Origin of the sequence: Teichococcus aerophilus (genome assembly GCF_014490485.1) — a bacterium.
Lineage (GTDB): Bacteria > Pseudomonadota > Alphaproteobacteria > Acetobacterales > Acetobacteraceae > Pseudoroseomonas > Pseudoroseomonas aerophila.
This window is the reverse complement of sequence record NZ_JACTVA010000002.1, coordinates 33,508-55,762: the sequence shown is the minus strand read 5'-3', so window position 1 is coordinate 55,762 and position 22,255 is coordinate 33,508. Positions and strand designations below refer to the sequence as shown.

Genomic DNA, 22,255 nt, shown 5'->3' with positions numbered 1-22,255 from the left:
CTTATCCGCAATGAAACGCCGCGGCGATGGTGGTGGTTCCTCCGTTCAAGCTATGGTGAGGCTGTTACCCCGGTTTCGACCACGATCCTGGCCGTGCTGGCCCGGGGCGGCGGATGAGGATGGTGTGGATGGCAGCCGAGCACGGCAGTGACTTATCGAGCGTGGTGACGGTGTTGGCGGCGGGCGTCGTCGCGGTTCCGTTGTTTCGTTGGCTTGGGCTTGGCTCGGTGCTGGGCTACCTGGCCGCCGGGCTGGTGATCGGCCCGTTCGGACTGGCCGTCTTCAGCGACCCACAGGCCGTGCTGCATGTGGCCGAGCTCGGCGTGGTGATGTTCCTGTTTATCATCGGATTGGAGATGCAGCCGAGTCGCCTCTGGGGTATGCGGGGGGACATCTTCGGCTCCGGCCTGACGCAGGTGGCCGTATGCGGCGGCCTGCTTACGCTGCTGTGCTGGGCGGTGGGCCTGTCCTGGCCGGTGGCCTTCGTCGCCTCCATGGGCTTCGTGCTCTCCTCCACCGCCATCGTGATGCAGATCCTGGAGGAACGGGGCGAGACCAACGGGCTGGCCGGCCAGCGCATCGTCTCCATCCTGCTGCTGGAAGACCTGGCCATCGTGCCGCTGCTGGCCGTGGTCGCACTGCTGGCCCCGGTTTCGGTGGGCGAGGGCCGGACGTCGCAATGGGTCACGGTCGGCATCGCCGTCGCGGCCATTGTCGGCCTCGTCACCATCAGCCGCTGGCTGCTGACGCCGGTCTTCTCCCTGCTCGCCAAGGCACATGCGCGGGAGGTGATGACCGCCGCCGCGCTGCTGGTGGTGCTGGGCGCGGCCGTGGCCATGCAGGCGGCCGGGCTCTCGATGGCCATGGGCGCCTTCGCGGCCGGCGTCATGCTGTCCGAAAGCACGTTCCGCCGCCAGCTCGAGGCGGATATCGAGCCGTTTCGCGGCATCCTGCTCGGCTTGTTCTTCATCAGCGTCGGCATGTCACTGGACATCGCGCTGGTGGGGCGGGACTGGCCGCTGATCCTGGCGGGCGTCATCGCCATGATGGCGGTCAAGTCCCTGGGCATCTTCCTGGTGGCGCGCTTCACCTGCTCCGGCACCCGGGGCGCGCTGCACCGGGCCGCGCTGATGGGCCAGGGCGGCGAGTTCGCCTTCGTGCTCTACGCCGCCGCGGCGGCCACAGGGCTGTTCGAGGCCCGGCTGAACGCCGTGCTCACCGCCATCATCGTGCTCTCGATGGCCCTGACGCCGCTGGCCGTGCTGGCGCTGCGCTTCCTGCCCGCTGGCAAGAGCGACCAGGACATGACCGGCGTGGAGGGTGCGGACCAGATCGGCACCGTCAGCGGCCATGTGCTGATGATCGGCTTCGGCCGCTTCGGGCAGGTGGCCAGCCAGTCGCTGCTGGCACGCGGCATCGACATCACCATCATCGAAAGCGACACCGAGATGATCCAGGCCGCCGCCGGCTTCGGCTTCAAGGTGTATTACGGCGACGGCCGCCGCCTGGACGTGCTGCATGCCAGCGGCGCCGAGCACGCCCGCGCCATCCTGGTCTGCGTCGACGACCGCGAAAGCGCCACGGAGATCGTCGAGCTGGTGAAGGGCGAGTTCCCGCTGACCCCGGTGCTGGCCCGTGCCTATGACCGGCCGCACGCACTGCGGCTGATCCGTGCCGGCGTCGATTACCAGATGCGCGAGACCTTCGAGTCCGCCATCGTCTTCGGCAATGCCGCGCTGCGCCAGTTGGGCTTCGAGGAGGACGAGGTGGCGGAGCTGGAAGCGGATATCCGCCGGCGGGACCGGGCGCGGCTGGAACTGGAGGGGATTGGCGACCGGCAGGCCTCCATCGCCCTGATGCATGGCAACCAGATGACGCCGACGCCGCTGGTGCGCCCGAAGCAGGAAGGCCAGGGCCTCAGCGAGGAAACCATCGCCGTGATCCAGGAAGCCGCCCGGCGCGAAGCCTTGCACGCGGACGGACGGCCGATTTAACGCCGTCCGCCCGGGATGGGCTGTGACGGAAGCGCCGCTGCCGCGTTGAAGCTGCCAGACATCGTGCGGGGTTGCTCTATGCGTGGATGGTTCAGGCCGGCTCTGGCCCTGGCTTTGGTCGGCTGGCTGGCTGGTTGTGCCTCATCGCCACCGCCGCCGCCGACCGCACCGGCGTCGACGCTGGGCCCACAGCGGGCACGCCTGGTGCAGGCCGCGCTGGCGGAATGGAATCGCTGGGGGCAACTGACCGTCGATGGCTGGCCCATCGCCCTGCCGCAGCAGGCCGCGCCCGAGCATTACAGCAGTGTCCTGGCCTATTGGGAAACGGTGCCGGAAGGCCCCGCCGTCATTCGCCGGCACCAGCAGACGCATGATGCCCTGCTGGCCGGGCTGACAGAGATGCTGCCCGAGGGTGCGCCCCCGCCGGCCCTGCCGTCCATCTCGCTCTGGGCCTATCCGGCCTGGTCGGCCGCCTTCGTCAGCTATGTCATGCAGCAGGCCGGCGTGCCGGGCTACGTGTTCCCACCCTCCGCCGCCCATGCCTTCTATATCGATGCGCTGATCGCCGCCTCGGCCGGCAATCCGGAGGGCGCAGCCTTCCGGCCGCACGACCCGGCCGAATACGCGCCGGTGCCGGGGGACCTGATCTGCGCCGACCGGTCGCGCAGCCCGCTCTATCACTGGCAGGAACGGGCCATGGAACCCGGGCAGTTCCGGCCGATGCATTGCGACGTCGTCGTCGCCACCGGCGGCCAGTTGGTGCAGGCCATCGGCGGCAACGTGCTGGATGCCGTGGTCCTGCGCCGCTTCCCGGCCGACCGCGCCGGCCGTGCCCTGCCACCGCCGGTGGACAAGGCGCCGTTCTTCGTGGTGTTCGAAAACAGGATGGACCTCACCCGCTGACGCATGGCCCGGCGGGTTACGCCGTCAGCACGGGCGGGTTAGAGACGCCGGCCTGGAGCGTGATGGCCCGAGGTGGAAACACCGAAACCCTGAATCACGCGACTAGGCTAAGGCATGGAGCATGGTGCGTGAACGAATGTGCACGCAGCATGCTCTAAGGAAAGCAGGTATCGCCATGACAGCACAGGCCGGCGCGGCGCCCGTCGCAACTTCTGGAGCCCAGCCGCATCCCGGCATGGGTTTCCGGCAATTCGTCGCCATCATCGCGGCCATGATGGCCACCAATGCCCTTGCGATCGATTCCATGCTGCCGGCCCTGCCGGCCATCGGCGACGCCCTGGGCATCGCCACCGACAACCAGCGGCAATGGATCATCACCGCCTACCTGCTCGGCTTCGGCACGGCGCAGATCGTCTATGGCCCGCTGGCGGACCGGTTCGGCCGCAAGCCGGTGCTGCTGGTGGGGCTGGCCATCTATGTGATCGGCAGCCTGCTGGCCAGCATGACGGGTCATTTCGACACCATGCTGCTGGCGCGGATCGTGCAAGGCGTGGGCGCCGCCAGCACCCGCGTGCTGGCCGTCTCCATCGTGCGGGACTGCTATTCCGGGCGGAAGATGGCGCAGGTCATGTCGCTGGCCTTCATCGTCTTCCTGGCCGTGCCGGTCATCGCCCCCTCGGTCGGCCAGTTGATCGTGCTGTTCGCGCCGTGGCGCTGGATCTTCCTGTTCCTCGCCGTGTTCGGCCTGGCCATCGCGCTGTGGGCCACGCTGAAGCTGCCGGAGACGCTGCACCCGGACGACCGCAACCCCATCTCGCCCCGGCGCATCCTGCAGGCCTTCAAGTTCGTGCTGACCAACCGGATGGCGGTCGGCTACATGCTGGCCATGACGATGCTGCTGGGCGGGTTGTTCGGCTTCATCAACTCGGCGCAGCAGGTGTTCGTGGACACGTTCCAGGCGCCCGGGCTGTTCACCACCATCTTCGCGCTGGTGGCCGTGGCCATGGCGGTGGCCTCGCTGCTCAACGCCAAGCTGGTGGGGCGCTTCGGCACGCGGCGTATCTCCCACACCATGTTGCTGGGCTACATCGCCTTCGCCATCGCCCACGCCGCCCTGGCCCTTTGGGGCTACGAGCAATTGTGGAGCTTCGCCGTATTGCAGGCGGCGATGATGTTTTGCTTTGGCCTGACGGGACCGAATTTCGGCTCGATGGCGATGGAGCCGCTGGGGCACATCGCCGGCACGGCATCCTCCGTGCAGGGCTTCGTCACCACAGTGGGCGGTGCGCTGACCGGCTTCATGATCGGCCAGCAATTCGATGGCAGCACGGTGCCGATGAACCTGGGCTTCGCCGGCTGCGGCATCCTGGCCCTGGTGATGGTGCTCATCGCCGAGAATGGCAAGCTGTTCCGCCCCCACAACAGCCCCAAGGCCCCTGGTTCATAGGAAGCCCGTCGCTACACGAGACGTGAAAGGCCGAGGAAGACATTCCCCGGCCTTTTCATTCTCGGCGCCGGAGCCTTGGTCGAAGGCCACGGCGGCACTAGGTGCTTCGCCTGACCCAGGCTCAAAGCGGCGGCGGACCCAGGCTTCGCCGCCACACGGCCGCAGAACGGCTCAAGCCAATCGGAACGGTCGGCCAAAAGCCCGCATCAAGACGCCAGCAGCTTCAGCCCAGCCGTTCCATCGAGACCCGCACATCCAGCGGCGGCGCGGCGTAGGGGGCGGACGTCACCAGGATATCCGCACCGGCCAGGGCGTAGGCGCCCGCATTGGCCTCGTCCACGCCACCGGTCGCGGCGAGCAGTGGCCGGGACGGGTGGTCGGCCATGGCGCGTGCCACCTCGGCGAATTGCTCGGGGGAGAGCTTGTCGCACTGGACGATATCGACGCCGGCATGGGACAGCAGCACCGCCTCGTCCACGCTCTCCGCCTCGACCACCACCTTGCGGCCGGGCTGCGAGGCCCGCAGGCGGGACACCCAGCGATGCGCCGGTTCCCGCCCCAGGAAGGCACGGTGCTGGGCAAAGACCAGCAGGCTGTCGGAAAGGCCCAGCCGGTGTGGCACGCAGCCAGCTGTCGTGATGGCCTTCAGCATGACATCCTTGGCACCGGGCAGGTGCTTGCGGGTGCACGCCACGACGATATCCGGCCGCGCCGTTCGGGCATTGGCGCGGATGCGGGAAGCCCGCGTCGCCACACCGGAGGAAATTTCCATCAGGGTCTGCGCGGCCTTGGCGGCCAAGTGCAGCGCGGTCGCGGGGCCGATCGCCGTCAGGATCGTCCCGCCCTCTTCCAGCAGCGCGCCGGAGGCGGCGACGCGGTGCACATCGGTGCAGCCCGCGAGGCGGAACATCGCCTCGGCTTCCTCGGCACAGCAGAGCACCATGGTCGCACCGGCCCGTAGCACAGCCTGGCCACGGGCATCGCCGATGCCCAAAGCCAGGGTCGTCAGGTCGCCGTAGGGGGCATCCTCACGCAGCATCGCCTCCAGCCGGGCGGTGGTGATGCGGAAGGTCATGCAACGTCACACGAGATCATGGGGGCATCTCCTCAAGCGTCTTGCCCGAGGTTGTACGATAAGCCTCCCCCGCGCCCAAGCGGGCCCGAGACAACGGGCGGCACACATGCTCCGCGCTCATGCCTCGGGCAGCGGCGTCAGTCGGGCTGGAAGTTCATCGCGACGCCGTTGATGCAGTAGCGAAGATGGCTCGGCGGCGGGCCGTCCGGGAACACGTGGCCCAGGTGGCTGCCGCATGTCGCGCAGTGGACCTCGGTCCGCACCATGCCGTGGCTGCGGTCGGTGGTGGTCTCCACCGCGCCTTCCAGCGGGTCGTCGAAGCTGGGCCAGCCGGTGCCACTCTCGAACTTGCGGCCAGAACGGAACAGCGGCTTGTCGCAGCCGGCACAGGTGAAGCTGCCGGCGCGCTTCTCGGCCAGCAGGGCGCAGCTGCCCGGCCGCTCGGTGCCGTGAGCGCGCATCACGCGGTACTGTTCGGGCGTCAGGCGCTGGCGCCACTCGGCATCGGTAAAGGTCACGGGGTAGGTTCGGGTCTGGGTGTCCATTGGGACTCTCCCTCCATGGCAGGTGAGGAAGATGGGGGGCCGGACCGCCCGCGTCTACCCGGCCCGGCCGATGCCACCGGGCTGCGCGGCGAGCAGCACTGCCCGGCGGCGAATGACGGCGGCAAAGGCTTTGCCGCGGCCCCGGCTGGGCCTATGTGCCTGTGAAGACACCAGGGTGCGGACAAGTCGGATGACGCGGTCGGATTGGCGCAAGAGAACAGACCCGCCCCATGTCTGAGGCTTTGATGCTCCCGGTGCCGATCGCACCGGCAGAGGCGATCGCACCGGATGCCCCTTATGCCCGGGACGAGCTGCTGCATGAGATCCTGGCCGCCACCGCCGCACGGGACCCCGCCGCGCCCGCGCTGCGCCTGACCGACCCCGACCCGGAAATCCCCCGCCGCAGCGTGCTGACCTATGGGGAGCTGCGCCAGCGCGCCTCCCGCTTCGCCCACTACCTGCGCGGGCGCGGCATCCAGCGGGGCGACCGGGTGCTGATCTGCCTGCCGCGTGGGCTGGACCAGTACCTGGCCTTGCTGGGGGTGCTGGAGGCCGGCGCCGCCTACGTGCCGATGGACTGGTCCGTGCCGCAGGACCGTGCCGACTATGTCTGCACCGATGCCGCCGTGGCCCTGGTCGTCACCGGGGAGGAGCGGGCCGCGTCCTTCCGCGCCCACGGCGCACCGGTTCTCGACATGGGGGCCGAGCTGGGGGACATCGCCGCCTCCCCGGACACCCCGCTGGGCCGGGTGGAAACCGGGGCGGAACCGGCCGACCTCGCCTACATCATCTACACCTCGGGCTCGACCGGGCAGCCCAAGGGCGTGGCCATCCGCCACGACAATATCTGCCACCTCGTCCGCGCCGAGGGCGCCATTCTCGACCTGAGGCCCACGGACAAGGTGTTCGGTGGCTTCTCGCTGGCCTTCGACATGTCGATCGAGACGATGTGGTCGGCCTTCCTGGCCAGCGCCGAGCTGCTGGTCGGCTCGGAGGCCCTGAACCGCGCCATCTCCGACCTGCCGCAGGTGCTGGAGGAACAGGGCGCCACGGTCTGGCACGCCACCCCTTCCCTGCTGGCCGTGGTCGAGGCGCCGTTGCGTGGCATCCGTCTGATCAATCTGGGCGGCGAAGCCTGCCCGCCGGATTTGGTGCGCCGCTGGGCGGCGCTGGACCGGCGGCTGCTGAACACCTACGGCCCGACAGAAACCACGGTCACGGCCACCTGGGCCGAACTGCACCCGGGCGAGCCGGTGACCATCGGCCGTCCCCTGCCCGGCTACACCGCCTGGATCGTCGACGAGGCGCTGCATCCGGTGCAGCCCGGCGAGGAAGGCGAATTGGTGATCGGCGGCCCGGGCGTCGGTGCCGGCTACCTGAACCTGCCGGAGCAGAACGCCGCCCGCTTCGTGGCGCTGCCCTTCCCTGGCGCGCCGGAGCGTGCCTACCGCACCGGTGACCTGGTGCGATTGGATGGGGACGGCCAGATCGAATATCTCGGCCGCATCGATACCCAGGTGAAGATCCGCGGCTTTCGCGTCGAGCTGGGGGAGATCGAGGGTCTGCTGGGTACCGACCCCGCGGTCGCGCAGGCAGTCGTGAACCTGTTCCAGGAAGCGGACGGCACTGGCCTGCTGGCGGCTTTCGTGGCGCCCCGCGCCGGCACCAGCATCGATGTGGCACGGCTGCGTAGCCTGGTGCGCGAGCGCCTGCCCACCTACATGCGCCCCGCCGCCTACGAGGTGCGGGACAGCCTGCCCACCCTGGTCTCCGGCAAGGTGGACCGCAAGGCACTCGCCCGCCCCAACCGGCTGGATGCACCGGGGCGCGCCCTGGCGGCGCCAGAGACCGAGATCGAGGAAAAACTGCTCGGCATCTGGAGCATCGTCTTCGCGCCGACCGAGGTCTCGGTGCTGGACGATTTCTTCGAGGATCTCGGTGGCCACTCGCTGCGCGCCGCCCGCATGGTCTCGCTGGCCCGGGCGGAAGCGGGGCTGGAGCGGCTGTCGATTCAGGACCTGTATGCCGCGCCCAGCATCCGCAAGCTGGCAGCGCGGGTTGAGGACGCGGCGGCCGCGCCCGCGCATGCCGCCGTGCCGCCGCTGCCCTTCGCGCCTGTCTCCAGTTGGCGGCATGCGGTGTGCGGCGCGGCGCAGTTGCTGGCCCTGCTGCCGATCTATGCCTTCGCTGGCATGCAGTGGCTGCTGCCCTACCTGGCCTATACCGCCTGGGATTCCTGGTACGAGAACCGGTTGCAGGGCATTGCCGTGGCAGCTCTGTGCTTCGTGCTGCTGCCGCCGCTGCTCATCCTGGTCTCGATCGGGGTGAAGTGGCTGGTGCTGGGCCGCGTGCGGCCGGGGGATTACCCGCTCTGGGGCAGCTACTATTTCCGCTGGTGGCTGGTGCGGCGGGTGCTTTCCGTCATCCCGACCCGGTACCTGGCCGGTACGCCGATGATGCGGCTGTATTACCGCCTGCTGGGCGCGCGGATCGGCAAGGACGCCTATCTGGGCCTGCCGCAGATCGACGCGCCGGACCTCGTTTCCATCGGCAGCGGCGCCATCGTCAGCGAGGGCGCGGTGCTGGCCACCACATCGGTCGAGCACGGGCGGCTACGGATCGGCACCGCGACGCTGGGCAACAATACCTTCGTCGGCGTCATGTCCGTGGTCGGCCGCAATGCCAGCCTGGGCGACGGCGCGGCGCTGGAGGATCTCTCTGCCCTGCCGACCGGCGAGCATATCCCGGCCGGCGAGTTGTGGAGCGGTTCACCAGCCGCGAAGCAGGGGCAGTACGGGGCCAAGCAGCCGCCGATGGTCGCGGCATGGCGGCGGGCGGTGGTCACGCTGGGGCTGTTGCTCTCCGCGCCTTTGTTGCCGCTGGCAGCCGTGTTGCCGATCATGCCCGGCGTGGTGGCGATGGTGGAGTGGCAGGATTCCAGCAGCAGCCATACCTACCTGGTGGCCGCGCCGCTGCTGGCGTTGCTCTACGTCGTGCTGATGTGCGGCCTGACCATCGCGGCGAAATGGCTGCTGCTCGGGCGGGTAAAGCCCGGCACGCATTCGATCTGGAGCTGGTTTTACGTCCGCTACTGGTTCGTCCGCCAGTTGGGTGAGCTGGCACTGGAAATGCTGCACCCGATCTACGCCACGCTCTACGTGCTGCCTTGGTACCGCGCGATGGGTGCCAAGGTCGGCGCGCGGGCCGAGATCTCCACCGCCACCGCCGTCATCCATGACCTGATCAGCATCGGGCCGGAGAGCTTCATCGCCGATGGCGTGGTGTTCGGCGCGGCGCGGTTGGAACCAGGCGCGGTGCGGCTGGCGCGCACGCGCATCGGCCACCGCAGCTTCATCGGCAATTCCGGCCTGCTGCCGACCGGCGCCGCCGTAGGGGACGATGTGCTGATCGGCGTCCTCTCCAAGCCGCCGGAGGAGCCGGGACGCGCGATGGAGGCCGGGACCACCTGGTTCGGCTCCCCCGCGCTCCGCCTGCCGCGGCGGCAGAGCTTCGCGCTGTTCGACGAGGGCTCCCGCTTCCGCCCTTCCCGCCGCCTGGTGCTGATGCGGCTGGCCATCGAGTTCGTGCGCGTCATCCTCTCCACCACCGTCAGCATCGCCCTGTTCGTGCTGATGCTGGATTTCGCCAGCGATGTGCTGGACGAGGATGGTGGCGGCTGGTTGCTGACCATGGCCTTCCCCTTCCTCTACCTGGGCATGGCGCTGGCGGCGGGGGCCTTCGTGCTCGCGCTGAAATGGCTGGTGGTGGGCCGCTACCGCCCGATCACGGCGCCGCTGTGGAGCCCGTTCGTATGGCGGTCCGAGCTGGTGACCTCCACCTACGAGAACTTGGTGGTACCGCTGCTGCTGACGCCGCTGCGCGGCACGCCGTTCATCAATATGTATCTCCGCCTGCTCGGCGCCCGCATCGGCCGCCGCGTGTTCACCGACACCACGGACATGACGGAGTTCGACCTCGTCTCGGTCGGCGACGACGCCGCGTTGAACGAGGATGCCGGGCTGCAGACCCACCTGTTCGAGGACCGGGTGATGAAGGTTTCGGCGCTGGAGATCGGGCCCCGCGCCTCGGTCGGCTCGCTCGCCATCGTGCTTTATGACAGCAGGATGGAAGCGGAAACGCAGCTGGGCGACCTCTCCGTGCTGATGAAGGGTGAGACCTTGCCGGCGGGCACGTCCTGGGAAGGTTCGCCCGCCCGCCCGGCGCGCGCATGAACCTGCGGGGCCGGTCTTGCGAGGCCGGACCCGCATCGCGATCTAAGGGACATGTCCCATGCAAAGGCCCAGGACCGGACGGCCCGCTTCCGGTTCGACAACAGCTACACCCGCCTGCCGGAGCGCTTCTACGCCGCGGCGTCGCCGGCCCCCGCATCCGAGCCTCGGCTGATCCGTCTCAATAGCGCCTTGGCGGAGCAGCTGGGCCTGGACCCCGCCGCCCTGGCGCAGCCGGAGGGCGTGCAGGTGCTGGCGGGCAACAGCATGCCGGAAGGCGCGGCCTCGGTCGCTCTGGCCTATGCCGGGCATCAGTTCGGCCAGTTTGTGCCGCAACTCGGCGACGGCCGAGCGCTGCTGCTGGGCGAGGTGGTGGACCCTGAGGGCCGGCGCTGGGACCTGCAACTCAAAGGCTCCGGGCCCACCCCCTTCTCCCGCCGTGGCGATGGCCGGGCGGCGATGGGGCCGGTGCTGCGGGAATACATGATCAGCGAGGCCATGGCGGCGCTGGGCGTCCCGACGACGCGCGCTTTGGCGGCCGTTGCCACGGGAGAGGCCGTGATGCGAGAGCGTGTGCTGCCGGGCGCCGTGCTGACCCGGGTGGCCGCCAGCCATATCCGCGTCGGCACCTTCCAGTACTTCGCCGCGCGGCGGGATCTGGAAGCGCTGCGACTGCTGGCCGACCACGCCATGGCCCGCCACGACCCAGCTGCCGCCCAGGCGGAGAAGCCGTATCAGGCATTGCTCACGGGTGTCGTGCAGCGGCAGGCGGAGTTGGTGGCGCGCTGGCTGCACCTCGGCTTCGTCCACGGGGTGATGAACACGGACAACACCTCCATCTCCGGCGAGACGATCGACTACGGCCCCTGCGCCTTCATGGAAGCCTATGACCCGGCGACGGTGTTCAGCTCGATCGACCATACCGGGCGCTACGCCTACGGTAACCAGCCGCGCATCATGCACTGGAACCTCGCGCGGCTGGCGGAAGCCATGTTGCCGCTGCTGGGCGAGGACGAGGACACTGCCCTGGCCGCCGCGCATGAAGCGCTTAACCATTTTGGCCCGCGTTTCGAAGCCGCTTGGCTGGGGGGCATGCGCCGCAAGATTGGCCTGTTCACGCAGGAGGATGGCGATGCCGCGCTGATCCAATCCTTGCTGGACGCCATGGCCGCCAACGGGGCCGACTTCACCTTGACCTTCCGCCATCTGGCCGATGCGGCGCTGGGGCCGCAGGGCGACGCGGCGTTGCGGGTGCTGTTTCAGGACCCCGCCGCCTACGACGCCTGGGCACAGCCATGGCGCCAGCGACTGGAACGCGAGGGCGAAAGCCCTGCCGCGCGGCGCGACGCCATGCGGGCGGTGAACCCCGCCATCATCCCGCGTAACCACATGGTCGAGGCCGCGCTGGAGGCAGCGATGGAACGGCAGGATTTCGCGCCATTCGAAGCCATGCTCGATGCGACGTCGCGCCCGTATGACGACCGGTCGGGGCTGGAGCGTTACACCGTGCCGGCCCAGGCGGAGGAACGCGTCCTGCAGACCTTCTGCGGGACCTGAGGGCGGGAGCCCGGGCTGAAGTCAGTCCAATATCGAGGCGTCCACTTTCAGCCGACCGGCCCAGTCCCGCAGCGAGGCGACGGCCGGCGGGGAAAGCGGCACGCCATCCGCCTCGGCCCGCGCGATGTTGCCGGCTGCCTGCTCGCCCGGCAGGCGTACGGGCCGCGCGGGGTCGATCGGTGCGTTGGCATGGCACTGATCGGCCAGGAAATCCATCTGCGCCATGAAGGCCTCCCGGCCGGCGAAGGCCTCCGGGTCGATGAGCTGCAGGTAGACGCTGGCGCCCCACTGCTTCGGCGCGTCCCGCCGGCCGTGGCCGGACAGGCCCTGGGTCAGGGCCTCGACCATCAGTGCCAGGCCGAAGCCCTTGTGGCCGTACTCCTGGCCACCCAGCAGCAACAGGCTGCCCTTGTCGGTCTCCCGCTCCATGACCGTCGGATCCCGCGTGGGGCGGCCTTCGCTGTCCATCAGCCACGGCTGGTCGAACTGCGTTCCGGCCGCCGCCTTCTCCCGCGTCATCGACACGGTGGTGATGGAGGCGGAGATATCCACCAGCACCGGGAACTGCGTCGCCGGGAAGCCAACGGCGAAGGGGTTCGGGCTGAACAGTGCTTCCTTCCCGCCGTAAGGCGCGACGATGCGGCTATGCGGGCCGGAGGATGCGAGGAAGGCGAAGTAGCCGCGTTCCGTCGCCATCCGCGCCAGTGCCGCCAAGCAGCCGATATGGTGGCTGCGGCGAATGGCGAAGGTGACGACCCCATGCGCCGGAAGCCGGGTGAAGCCGGTGTGCAAGGCCTGCTCCACCAGCCAAAGGCCTGGCAGGTAGCCGCCATCCCACACAAGGGTGGAGCCACGGTCCTGCAGCACCTCGGGCTCGCCCGATTTGGCCATCAGCCCTTTTGCGACCTGGTCCAGATAGGACCCGCACTGGGCCAGGCCGTGGGTGTGGCGCCCCATCATGTCGGTCAGCACCAGCAGGCGGGCGACACTCTCCGCCTTGTCCCGCTGCATGCCGACTGCGGCGAACAGGTCGGCGGCAAGCCGGGTCAGCGCTGCTGCGGGACGCAACAGCGGACGCGGCGGAGAAGCGGTGCTCATCATCAAGGCTCTTTCTGGTCTCGGTCGCCGGCTTATTCAGGCCGGATGTTGTGCTTGCGGACGATGGCACCGTAGGTCTCGGTAGCCTGGGTCAGCCAGGTGCGGAAGGCATCAGGGCCTTCCGGCCGCGGCTCACCACCCAGGTCGGTCAGGCGGGTTACCATCGCCGGCTGGCCGAGGATGTCACGCAATTCCTTGTACAGCCGCTCCACCAGCGGCCTCGGCGTATTGCCCTGCACCATGATGCCCTGCCAGGTGCCGGCATCGGCCATCGGCCATCCCAGTTCCTTGAAGGTCGGCACATCCGGCAGCGCCGGCAGGCGCTTGTCGCCGGAGACGCCGATACCCTTCATCTGGCCATTGACCAGATAGGGCTGGGTGGCCGTGGCGCCGTTGATGATCATGTCGGCCTCGCCGGCCGCCACCGCCATCAGCGCCGGGGCACCGCCGCGATAGGGCACCTGCGTGCCTTCCACCCCCAGATGCGCCAGCACTTCCACCGCGGTCAGGTGCGTCAGGCTGCCGACGCCTGCATTGGCGATGTTCAGCCCGCCGCCATGCGACTTGGCGTAGGCGACGAGGCTGGCGGCATCCTGCACCGGCAGCGCCTTCTTCACCGCGACCAGATAGGGCGCGTAGATCACCATGCTGACCGGCGCCAGGTCCCGCTGCACGTCGAACGGGATACGGGGGAACAGCGCGGGGTTGATGGCCAGGGTGGCCACGTCCATCAGCAGCAGGGTGTGGCCGTCCGGCGCGCTCTTGGCCACGGCGTCGGCGCCGATATTGCCAGCGGCGCCGGCGCGGTTCTCGACCACGACGTTCTGGCCCAGCGCGCGCGTCAGCTCCGGCGCCAGCAGGCGGGCCAGGATGTCGCTGGTGCCGCCGGGGGCATTCGGCACGATGATGCGCAGCGTATGGTCGAAGCCTTGCGCCCGCAGGGCCGGGGCGGCCAGCGGCGACAGGGCGGGCGCCAGCAGCGAGGCGCGCAACAGGGTACGGCGATTCATGGTTCGGCTCTCCCAACAGGCGGGCTTGCCGCATGAGGCGGTGCCCGGGCCGCCCTTCGGCGATCATTACCTCGGCGTTACGCCACGGACGCGACACCCGTCCACGCTTGATTCGGCATCGGCTGATACTCATGCTGTATCAATGATCGGCCTTACCCAGCTTCGCTGCTTCGTCGCCGTCGCCGAGGAACTGCATTTCCGGCGCGCGGCGGCCCGGCTGAACATGACGCAGCCGCCGCTGAGCCGGCAGATCCAGCTGCTGGAGCACGAGCTGGGCGCCATCCTGTTCGAGCGTGGCAGCCGCGGCGTGACGCTGACCGCCGCCGGCGATGCGCTGTTCCGGGATGCGCGCCGGCTGCTGTTGCTGGCGGAGGAAGCCGCCCGCACCGCCCGCCGCATCGCCAGGGGTGAGGCCGGGTCGGTGACCATCGGCTTCACCGCCGCCTCCAGCTACCACGTGCTCCCCGGCCTGGTGTCGTTGATCCGGGAGAAGCTGCCGGAGGTCGCCCTGACCTTGCGGGAGAAGGTGTCCCACGAGCAGATCGAGGCCCTGCGTACCGGACAGTTGGATTTGGGCCTGCTGCGCCCGCCCGCATCCCTGCCCGGCATCCGCGCCGTCCGGGTGCATCGGGAACGGCTGATGGTCGCCCTGCCCCGCCACCACAAGCTGGCGGCAGCGGCGCAGGTGGAAGTCACGGCGCTGGAAGGGCAGCCACTGATTACCTACCCACCGCTGGATGGCCGCTATCTGCACGACCTGGTGATGGGCGCGCTGCGGATCGCCGGCGTCTCCCCAGGGCCGGTGCAGCATATCAGCCAAACGCATTCCATCCTGGCGCTGGTCGGCGCCGGCATCGGCATCGCGTTGGTGCCGCAGGCGGCGGAGCGCTTCTGCCCGGTGGAAGTCGTGCTGCGGCCGCTGGACGCCGCCGCCATGGGCCATGCCGATCTGCTCTGCGCCTGGCAGGACGATGCCAGCAACCCGGCCCGCCAGGCCGTGCTGAAGATGCTGCGGCAGGAATGGCCGCCGCTGCGTGCCGCGATGGAAGCGGCCCAGGGCACCGCGACGCCGTAAGTCACACCGGAACGAACCGGCGCCGGACAAGGCTCAGCAATGAAGCGGGATGCGCACCCGCATCCCGCTTCCTCAGTCGGCCGCTCCGGCCCGGGTCAGTTCCAGCGCCTGCCGCTCGAACAGCCGGCGGTACAGGCCGCCCTGGCGCTGCACCAGGGCGTCATGCCGGCCCTCTTCCACCACCGCGCCACGGTCGAACACCAGGATGCGGTCCATCGCCCGCACCGTGGCCAGCCGGTGGGCGATGACGATGGCGGTGCGGCCGCGCAGCAGCCGCTGCATCGCCTCCTGGATCGCCGCCTCGCTCTCCGAATCCAATGCCGAGGTCGCTTCGTCCAGGATCAGGATCGGCGCGTCGGCCAGGAAGGCGCGGGCCAGGGCGACACGCTGCCGCTCCCCGCCGGAGAGCTTCACGCCGCGCTCGCCCACCAGCGTCGCGTAGCCACGTGGCAGGCGGTCGATGAAGTCATTGGCATTCGCCAGCGCCGCCGCCTGCCGGATCTCGGCCATCGTGGCAGCCGGCCGGGCATAGGCGATATTCTCGGCCAAGGTGCGGTGGAACAGCACCGGCTCCTGCTGCACGATCGCGATGCGCGTCCGCAGGGATGCCTGCGTTGCCAGGCGGACATCCTGACCGTCGATCGTCACCCGGCCATCGGTCACGTCATGCAGGCGCTGGATCAGCTTCACCAGCGTCGTCTTGCCGGAGCCGGACGGACCGACCAGCCCCACGCTCTCGCCACTGCGGATACGCAGGTTCAGGCCGCGATACAACGGCGTCGTGTGCCCGCCATACTGGAAGGTGACATTCTCGAACGCGATCTCGCCGCGCGTGATGGCAATCGGCTGCGCGGTGGCCTGGTCCTCGATGCCGAGGGGCGTGTCGTGCAGCGCGACCAGTTCCTCCATCTCGTTGATGCCGCGCTGGAGATTGCTGATGTGGAAGCCGACATCGCGCAGATAGCCCTGCACCATGAAGAACATAGTCAGCACCGTCGCCAGATCGCCCGCGCTGGCCTCGCCTTGCCACCAGAGCCAGAGCGCCGCGCCGACGATGGCGATGCGCAGCAGCAACAGGGTAAGAATCTGCAAGGCTTCGGAGCCGGTGCCGCGCCGCCATGTGCGCGTCGTGCGGTGCCGCCACTTGCCGATCAGCGTGGCCAGGCGGGCATCTTCCCGCGCTTCGGCGCCGAAAGCCTTCACCACGGCATTGGCACCGACCGCATCGGCCATGGCACCGCCGAGCTTGGTGTCCCATGCGTTCGACAGGCGCGCGGCCGGCGCCACCCAGCGCAGCGACAGCAGCATCGTCAACCCGACATAGAGGATGCCGCCACCCGCCACCAACGCGCCCATCAGCGGCCATTGCCAGCCCAGCAGCAGCGTTGCCCCCAGCAGCACCACGGCGGACGGCAGCAGCGCGATGAGGATGGTGTCGTTCAGCAGGTCGATGGCCCACATGCCGCGGCTGATGCGGCGCACCGTGGAGCCGGCGAAGCTGTTGGCATGCCAGTCTGCCGAGAAGCGCTGCACGCGCTGGAAGGCCTCGCCCCCCACCGCGCTCATGATCCGCAACGTCAGGCCGATGACGCCGAGGATGCTGGCGATGCGCCCTGCCAGGACCAGCACGCCCAGCGCCGCCAGCATTGCCAGGGCATGGAGCGCCTGCGCCAGGGCGGTATCGCGCGAGGTCTCCTCCACCCGGGCCACGGCGTCGACCAGCCGGCCGGCAAAGATGGGCACCAGGACGTCGGCCACCGTGGCCAGCAGCATGCCGCCCAGCACCGCCACCAGCATGGCCGGATGCCGGCACCAGTGGCGCCAGAGGAATGTCAGCACGGCACGAAAGGGATTCGCGCGCTTCTGTTGGGTCACGTGTGTCATCCGCCCGCCACAGCAGGCAGCCCTGTCAGGCCAGCGGCATCGTGGGGATGCCGGGCTCGGTCAATCTCGAACGGGGGAAAAGGTCCGGCGGCGGCAGCCGCGGAAACCTAGTGGCGCGTCACCAGCACCGGGCCGGGACGGCCGCATGGTGGCGGGAGAGGCGTTTGCGGATGACGGAATGCGATCATGCTGCCCCTCCCTGCACGGATGGTTACGAGGTGGTCACGTATAGATGAGGGGCGGCCAACGCCGCAAGAGACATCGTGAACACGCAGTCGGAAGCAACAGCGTTCGGTGCGGCAATGGCGCAGCACTGGCACGTGATGACGCAGCATCACGCGGATGCTTGCACCCCGAGCCAGGAAGGCAGGAACGCGACCGCCGCAACGGGTAAGTTCCTAAGGCGCCAGACCGCGCAGGATCAGGTCCAGATGTGCGTCGCGCATGGCCGTTGCCGAGGGGGCGTGATCCGGGCCCAGCATCATGCGCCAGACCGACCCCATCAGCACGGGCGCCAGCAGGACATGTGCCAGGCCGGGCTCATCGGCCGCGCCCGGGCGGAAGTCGCCGGCGGCGGAACCGGCTTCCACCACCTGCCGCGCCAGGTCCAGCGCCGGTTGCAGCATAGCGGTCCGGTAGAGTTCCGAGAGTTCGGGGAAGCGGTCGGCCTCGGTCAGCAGCAGCTTCATCAGGATGTGCTCACGCGCCTCCATCTCCTGCCGGCCGTAACCGAGGTCGATCAGCGATTCCAGCAGGGTGCGCCGGCTGCCGGTGAAGCCATCGGCCAGGCGATGCGCTTCCTCCAGCAGCGGGTTGACGCAGCCGGCAATGGCAGAGCGGAACAGGTCCAGCTTGCCGCCCGGGAAGTAGTGGTACAGCAGGCCCTTCGTCACGCCCGCACGCGTGGCCACCGCCGCCATGCGGGCGCCCGCGAAGCCCCGCTCGGCGAATTCCTCCACCGCCGCGTCCAGGATCTGCGCCTGCCGCTCGGCGGAGGGCAGGCGGCTGGCGCGGGCGGGGGCCGTGTCGGAATCGTGTGGCGTATCGGTCATTGTCTGCTTCAAGTGGTTATTGACCATTTGGTCAACAAGAACGATATAGCGGCACAGGCCAGTTCTCCGCTGGCATGGCAGGAAGGGCAGTGCAGGTCCATGCTTGATAGCCCGTCGACCGGGATCGAAGTCCGAGACACCCCGCGCCGGCGCTGGCTGCGGCCCGTCCTGGTCGTCGCCGTGCTGGGCGGTGCCGCCTGGCTGGGTTGGCACGTCCTGGCCCCGTCCGGCACGCCTGCCACGCCCCCCACCGCGGCGGCGCAGCCGGTTGCGCCGCCTGCCCTGACCGTGGCCGTCACTCCGGCGCGGCCTCGCGCGTTGATGCGCACCGTCTCCGGCGACGGCAGCGTCGTCGCGTGGCAGGAGCTGGTGCTGGCAGCCGAGACCGGTGGGCTTCGCGTCGCCGAAGTCGCTTTCGAGGAAGGCGACCACGTCACCGCCGGGCAGGTCCTGGTGCGGTTGGAGGACGCCGTGCCCGCCGCCCAGTTGGCCCAGGCCGAGGCCGCTGTTGCCGAAGCCGAGGCCGCGCTCGGCATCGCCCGCGCCGACCTGAACCGTGCGGTGGAGCTCTCCCGCACTCAGAACACGCCGCGCCAGGTGCTGGACCAGCGCCAGGCGGCCGCGCGGCAGGCGGAAGCCCGCCTCGCTTCCAGCGGCGCCGCGCGCGACGAGGCCCGGGTGCGGCTGGAACAGACCCGCCTGCGCGCGCCCTTCGATGGCATCGTGCTGAAGCGTGCCATCCTGCCCGGTGCCGTCAGCGGCGTTGGCCAGGAAATGGTCCGGCTGCTGCGTGATGGGCGGCTGGAGCTGGATGCGCGCGTGCCGGAGCTGGACCTCGCCACCGTCACCCCCGGCCAGCCGGTGCGTGTCCTGCACGGCGCGCGCGAGATCGTGGCCACCGTGCGCGCCATCGCGCCCACCGTATCCGCCGAAAGCCGCCTGGGCGTGGTGCATGTGGCGCTGCCGGCCGATTCCGGCCTGCGCCCCGGCATGTTCGCCCGCGCCGAGATCCGCGCCGAGGCGCCATCCCGCATCGTCGTGCCGCAGGAGGCCGTGGTGTTCCGGGACGGGGCGCCGAGCGCTTTCGTCCTGCGGGGCGAGCAGGTCGCGCTGCGCCGCCTGACCACCGGCGCGCGGCAGGACGGCGTGGTGGAAGTGCTGCAAGGCCTGGCGGAGGGCGATCAGGTAGTGACCACTGGCGCCGGCTTCCTGGCCGAGGGCGACCGCGTGCGCGTCGCCGCACCCGTGGCGGGGCGCTGAGCCATGCAGACGCATGACCACCGCAACATCTCCGCCTGGGCCATCAACAACCCGGTGGCCACCATCGTGCTGTTCCTGCTGCTGACGGTGGCCGGGCTGGTGGCCTACCCGATGCTGCGCATCAACAACATGCCGGATATCGACCTGCCCGTGGTCGTCGTCACCGTCATGCAGCCGGGCGCCGCGCCGTCCGAGCTGGAGACGCAGGTGACACGCCGGGTGGAGGATGCGGTCGCCGGCCTCGGCGATGTCCGCCACATCATGTCCACGGTGATCGACGGCACGTCGACCACCGCCATCGAATTCGCGCTGGGCAAGAATGTCGACCGCGCCACCAATGACGTTCGGGACCGCATCGCCCGCATCCGCACCGACCTGCCCGCCGATATCCGCGAACCGGTGGTGACGCGGGTGGAGGCCACGGGCGGCGCCATCCTGACCTACACCGTCGCGGCCCCGCGCATGAGCGAGACGGAGCTGAGCTGGTTCGTCGAGGACGTGGTGGCCAAGGCGCTGCTCTCGGTGCGCGGCGTGGCGGAGATCAACCGCATCGGCGGTGTGGCGCGCGAGATCCGCGTAGCGCTGCGGCCGGACCGGATGCTGGCGCTGGGCATCACCGCGGCGCAGGTGAATGAGCAGCTGCGCGCACTGAATGTCGATCTGCCCGGTGGGCGCGGCACGCTGGGCGCGGCGGAGCAGACCATCCGCACGCTCGGCTCCGCCGCCACGGTGGAATCGCTGCGGGACCGTAGCATCGTGCTGCCGAATGGCCGCACCGCGCGGCTGTCGGAACTCGCCGAAGTGACCGACGCCAATGCCGAGATCCGCACCGCCGCCCGCCTGGATGGCCGCCCGGTCGTGGCGTTCGAGGTGCTGCGGACCAAGGGCTCGTCCGAGGTCTCGGTGGCCGAAGGCGTCGCCACCCGCGTGCGGCGACTGATGGCGGAGCATGAGGGTGTGGAGGTCAAGCTAGTGGCCTCCACCGTCACCTTCGTGCTCGATGGCTACCACGCCGCGATCGAGGCGCTGGCTGTCGGCGCTGGGCTGGCCATGCTGGTGGTCTGGATCTTCCTGCGGGACTGGCGGGCGACGTGGATTGCCTCCATCGCCATGCCGCTCTCCCTGATCCCCACCTTCGCGGTGATGTGGATCCTCGGCTTCTCCCTCAACAACGTCACCCTGCTGGGGCTGACCCTGGTGGTCGGCGTGCTGGTCGATGACGCGATCGTCGAGGTCGAGAACATCGTCCGCCACCTGCGCGCCAACCCGGAGCGCGGCGTGCGCCGGGCGGCGCTGGATGCCTCGGCCGAGATCGGCCTGGCGGTGGTGGCCACGACCGCCACCATCCTGGCGGTGTTCGTGCCCGTGGCGTTCATGCCGGGCATCCCGGGCCAGTTCTTCCGCGAGTTCGGCCTGACCGTCGCAGCCGCCGTCGCCTTCTCGCTCGTGGTGGCCCGTTTGCTGACACCGCTGCTAGGGGCGCATTTCCTCAAATCCAGCGGCCAGGCGCATGACGAGGACGCTCGCGGCTGGTTCGGCCGCCGCTACCTGCCGCTGCTGCAATGGTGCCTGCGCCACCGGTTGGTGACGGTGGTGGCCGGCATCGGCTTCCTGGGCGTGTCGATCGCACTGGTACCGTTCATCCCGCAGGATTTCGTGCCGGGGGCCGACCGTGGGCGCACCGCGCTCTCTATCGAGTTGGCACCGGGTTCGACCCTCGCCGACACCGAGGCGGCCGTGCAGCAAGCCACCGCCATCCTCCGCGCGCGGCCGGAGACGCGCAGCGTCTTCGCCTCCCTCGGCACCAACAGCGATGGCCAGATGGGCATCGGCAGCGTGACCCATTCGGGCGACCCGCGGCAGGCCAACCTGATCGTGACGCTGGCGCCGCGCGGCCAGCGCAGCATCACCCAGCAGCAATACGAGACGCTGGTGCGGCCGGCGCTGGAGCAGATTCCGGGCGCCCGCGTACGCTTCGGCGCCGATGGGCAGAGCGGCTCCAAGCTGGAAGTCACCCTGGTGGGTGAGGACAGCGTGGCGCTGGCGGCCACGGCGCGGGAGCTGGAGAGGCAGATGCGCGGCCTGCCCCAGTTGGCCGGCGCCCGTTCCACCGCGAGCCTCGCCCGGCCGGAGATTCAGATCGTGCCGCTGGAAGGCCGTGCGGCGGATGCCGGCGTGTCGGCCGCCGCCATCGCCGCCACCGCGCGCATCGCCACCACCGGCGACATCGACCAGAACCTGGCGCGCTTCAACCTGCCGGACCGGCAGATCCCCATCCGCGTCATGCTCGATGAGCAGGCGCGCGGAGACCTGGAGCGGCTGCGGGCACTGAAGGTCGATGGCCGCATGGGCGGCGTGCCGCTGGGCAGCGTCGCGGAACTGCAGCACGGCTCCGGCCCCGCGCAGATCGACCGGTTGGACCGGGTCCGTAAGGCCACCGTGCAGGCAGAGCTGAACGGCCTGCCGCTGGGTGCCGCCACGGCGCTGGTGAACGGCCTGCCAATCCTGCGGCAACTGCCGCCCGGCATCCGCCAGCAATCCGTCGGCGATGCCGAAGTGATGCGGGAGCTGTTCTCCGGCTTCGGCATGGCCATGGGCGCCGGCGTACTGATGGTATACCTGGTGCTGGTGCTGCTGTTCGGCGGCTTCCTGCAACCGCTGACCATCATGTCCGCGCTGCCGCTTTCCCTCGGCGGGGCGCTGATGGCGCTGCTGATCGCGCAGAAATCGCTGGGCGTCTCGGCGGTCATCGGCGTGTTGATGCTGATGGGTATCGTCGCCAAGAACTCGATCCTGCTGGTGGAATACGCCATCCTGGCGCGGCGGGACCGTGGACTGGGTCGCGATGAGGCGATCCTGGAAGCGGCGCGCAAGCGTGCCCGGCCCATCGTCATGACCACCATCGCCATGTGCGCCGGCATGGCGCATATCGCGCTGGGCCTGGGTGCGGATAGCGAGTTCCGCTCCCCCATGGCACTGGTGGTGATCGGTGGCCTGATCACCTCCACCCTGCTGAGCCTGGTCTTTGTGCCCGTCGCCTATTCCTACATGGACGGGGTGGAACAGTGGCTGGAGCGGGTAGTGCGGCGCCGCCGTGGCGTTCCAAAAATAAATCCTGCCTCATAA

General features: G+C 69.5%; 14 protein-coding genes. 8 read left to right on the top strand and 6 right to left on the bottom strand.

Annotated elements, in window-relative coordinates:
• The first annotated feature begins 128 nt into the window (after positions 1–128).
• From IBL26_RS01425 to IBL26_RS01415, 3 genes are all read left to right on the top strand, one after another.
• Positions 129–1,994, top strand: a complete 1,866-nt coding sequence (locus IBL26_RS01425; RefSeq protein ID WP_187782660.1) for a monovalent cation:proton antiporter-2 (CPA2) family protein — start codon at positions 129–131, stop codon at positions 1,992–1,994.
• A 204-nt stretch (positions 1,995–2,198) separates the two neighbouring features.
• Positions 2,199–2,897: a DUF2272 domain-containing protein gene (locus IBL26_RS01420; RefSeq protein ID WP_367615343.1), complete on the top strand. Its 699-nt coding sequence runs from the start codon at positions 2,199–2,201 to the stop codon at positions 2,895–2,897.
• 175 nt (positions 2,898–3,072) lie between these two features.
• Complete coding sequence (locus IBL26_RS01415) at positions 3,073–4,344, top strand: multidrug effflux MFS transporter (protein WP_241748862.1); 1,272 nt, start codon at positions 3,073–3,075, stop codon at positions 4,342–4,344.
• 223 nt (positions 4,345–4,567) lie between these two features.
• On the opposite strand, the gene modD is transcribed toward IBL26_RS01415, so the two are convergent.
• Together modD and msrB are read right to left on the bottom strand one after the other, a co-directional pair.
• Complete coding sequence (modD, locus tag IBL26_RS01410) at positions 4,568–5,419, bottom strand: ModD protein (RefSeq protein ID WP_187782659.1); 852 nt, start codon at positions 5,417–5,419, stop codon at positions 4,568–4,570.
• 137 nt (positions 5,420–5,556) lie between these two features.
• Positions 5,557–5,964 (bottom strand): peptide-methionine (R)-S-oxide reductase MsrB, encoded by a 408-nt coding sequence (msrB, locus tag IBL26_RS01405; RefSeq protein ID WP_187782658.1) that lies wholly within the window; start codon positions 5,962–5,964, stop codon positions 5,557–5,559.
• Positions 5,965–6,194: 230 nt separating this feature from the next.
• Between msrB and IBL26_RS01400 the strand changes: the two genes are divergently transcribed.
• Complete coding sequence (locus IBL26_RS01400; protein ID WP_187782657.1) at positions 6,195–10,196, top strand: Pls/PosA family non-ribosomal peptide synthetase; 4,002 nt, start codon at positions 6,195–6,197, stop codon at positions 10,194–10,196.
• Between the two features lie 51 nt (positions 10,197–10,247).
• Positions 10,248–11,750 (top strand): protein adenylyltransferase SelO, encoded by a 1,503-nt coding sequence (locus IBL26_RS01395; protein WP_187782656.1) that lies wholly within the window; start codon positions 10,248–10,250, stop codon positions 11,748–11,750.
• 21 nt (positions 11,751–11,771) lie between these two features.
• On the opposite strand, the gene IBL26_RS01390 is transcribed toward IBL26_RS01395, so the two are convergent.
• Complete coding sequence (locus IBL26_RS01390; RefSeq protein WP_187782655.1) at positions 11,772–12,848, bottom strand: Ldh family oxidoreductase; 1,077 nt, start codon at positions 12,846–12,848, stop codon at positions 11,772–11,774.
• A gap of 32 nt (positions 12,849–12,880) precedes the next feature.
• Positions 12,881–13,858, bottom strand: coding sequence for a Bug family tripartite tricarboxylate transporter substrate binding protein (locus tag IBL26_RS01385; RefSeq protein WP_187782654.1), 978 nt, complete (start codon positions 13,856–13,858; stop codon positions 12,881–12,883).
• Between the two features lie 142 nt (positions 13,859–14,000).
• On the opposite strand from IBL26_RS01385, the gene IBL26_RS01380 reads away from it, so the two are divergent.
• Positions 14,001–14,933 carry a LysR substrate-binding domain-containing protein gene (locus tag IBL26_RS01380; protein ID WP_187782653.1) on the top strand — a complete coding sequence of 311 codons (933 nt, stop codon included), beginning with the start codon at positions 14,001–14,003 and terminating at the stop codon, positions 14,931–14,933.
• A gap of 72 nt (positions 14,934–15,005) precedes the next feature.
• Here IBL26_RS01380 and IBL26_RS01375 read toward each other — a convergent pair whose 3' ends face one another.
• On the bottom strand, positions 15,006–16,817 hold the full coding sequence (locus IBL26_RS01375) for an ABC transporter ATP-binding protein (RefSeq protein WP_187782652.1): 1,812 nt from the start codon (positions 16,815–16,817) through the stop codon (positions 15,006–15,008).
• A 398-nt stretch (positions 16,818–17,215) separates the two neighbouring features.
• Positions 17,216–17,869 (bottom strand): TetR/AcrR family transcriptional regulator, encoded by a 654-nt coding sequence (locus IBL26_RS01370; protein ID WP_187782651.1) that lies wholly within the window; start codon positions 17,867–17,869, stop codon positions 17,216–17,218.
• Positions 17,870–17,968: 99 nt separating this feature from the next.
• Here IBL26_RS01370 and IBL26_RS01365 point away from each other — a divergent pair, with 99 nt between their 5' ends.
• Both IBL26_RS01365 and IBL26_RS01360 read left to right on the top strand, forming a co-directional pair.
• Complete coding sequence (locus IBL26_RS01365; protein ID WP_187782650.1) at positions 17,969–19,129, top strand: efflux RND transporter periplasmic adaptor subunit; 1,161 nt, start codon at positions 17,969–17,971, stop codon at positions 19,127–19,129.
• Between the two features lie 3 nt (positions 19,130–19,132).
• Positions 19,133–22,255 carry an efflux RND transporter permease subunit gene (locus IBL26_RS01360; protein WP_187782649.1) on the top strand — a complete coding sequence of 1,041 codons (3,123 nt, stop codon included), beginning with the start codon at positions 19,133–19,135 and terminating at the stop codon, positions 22,253–22,255.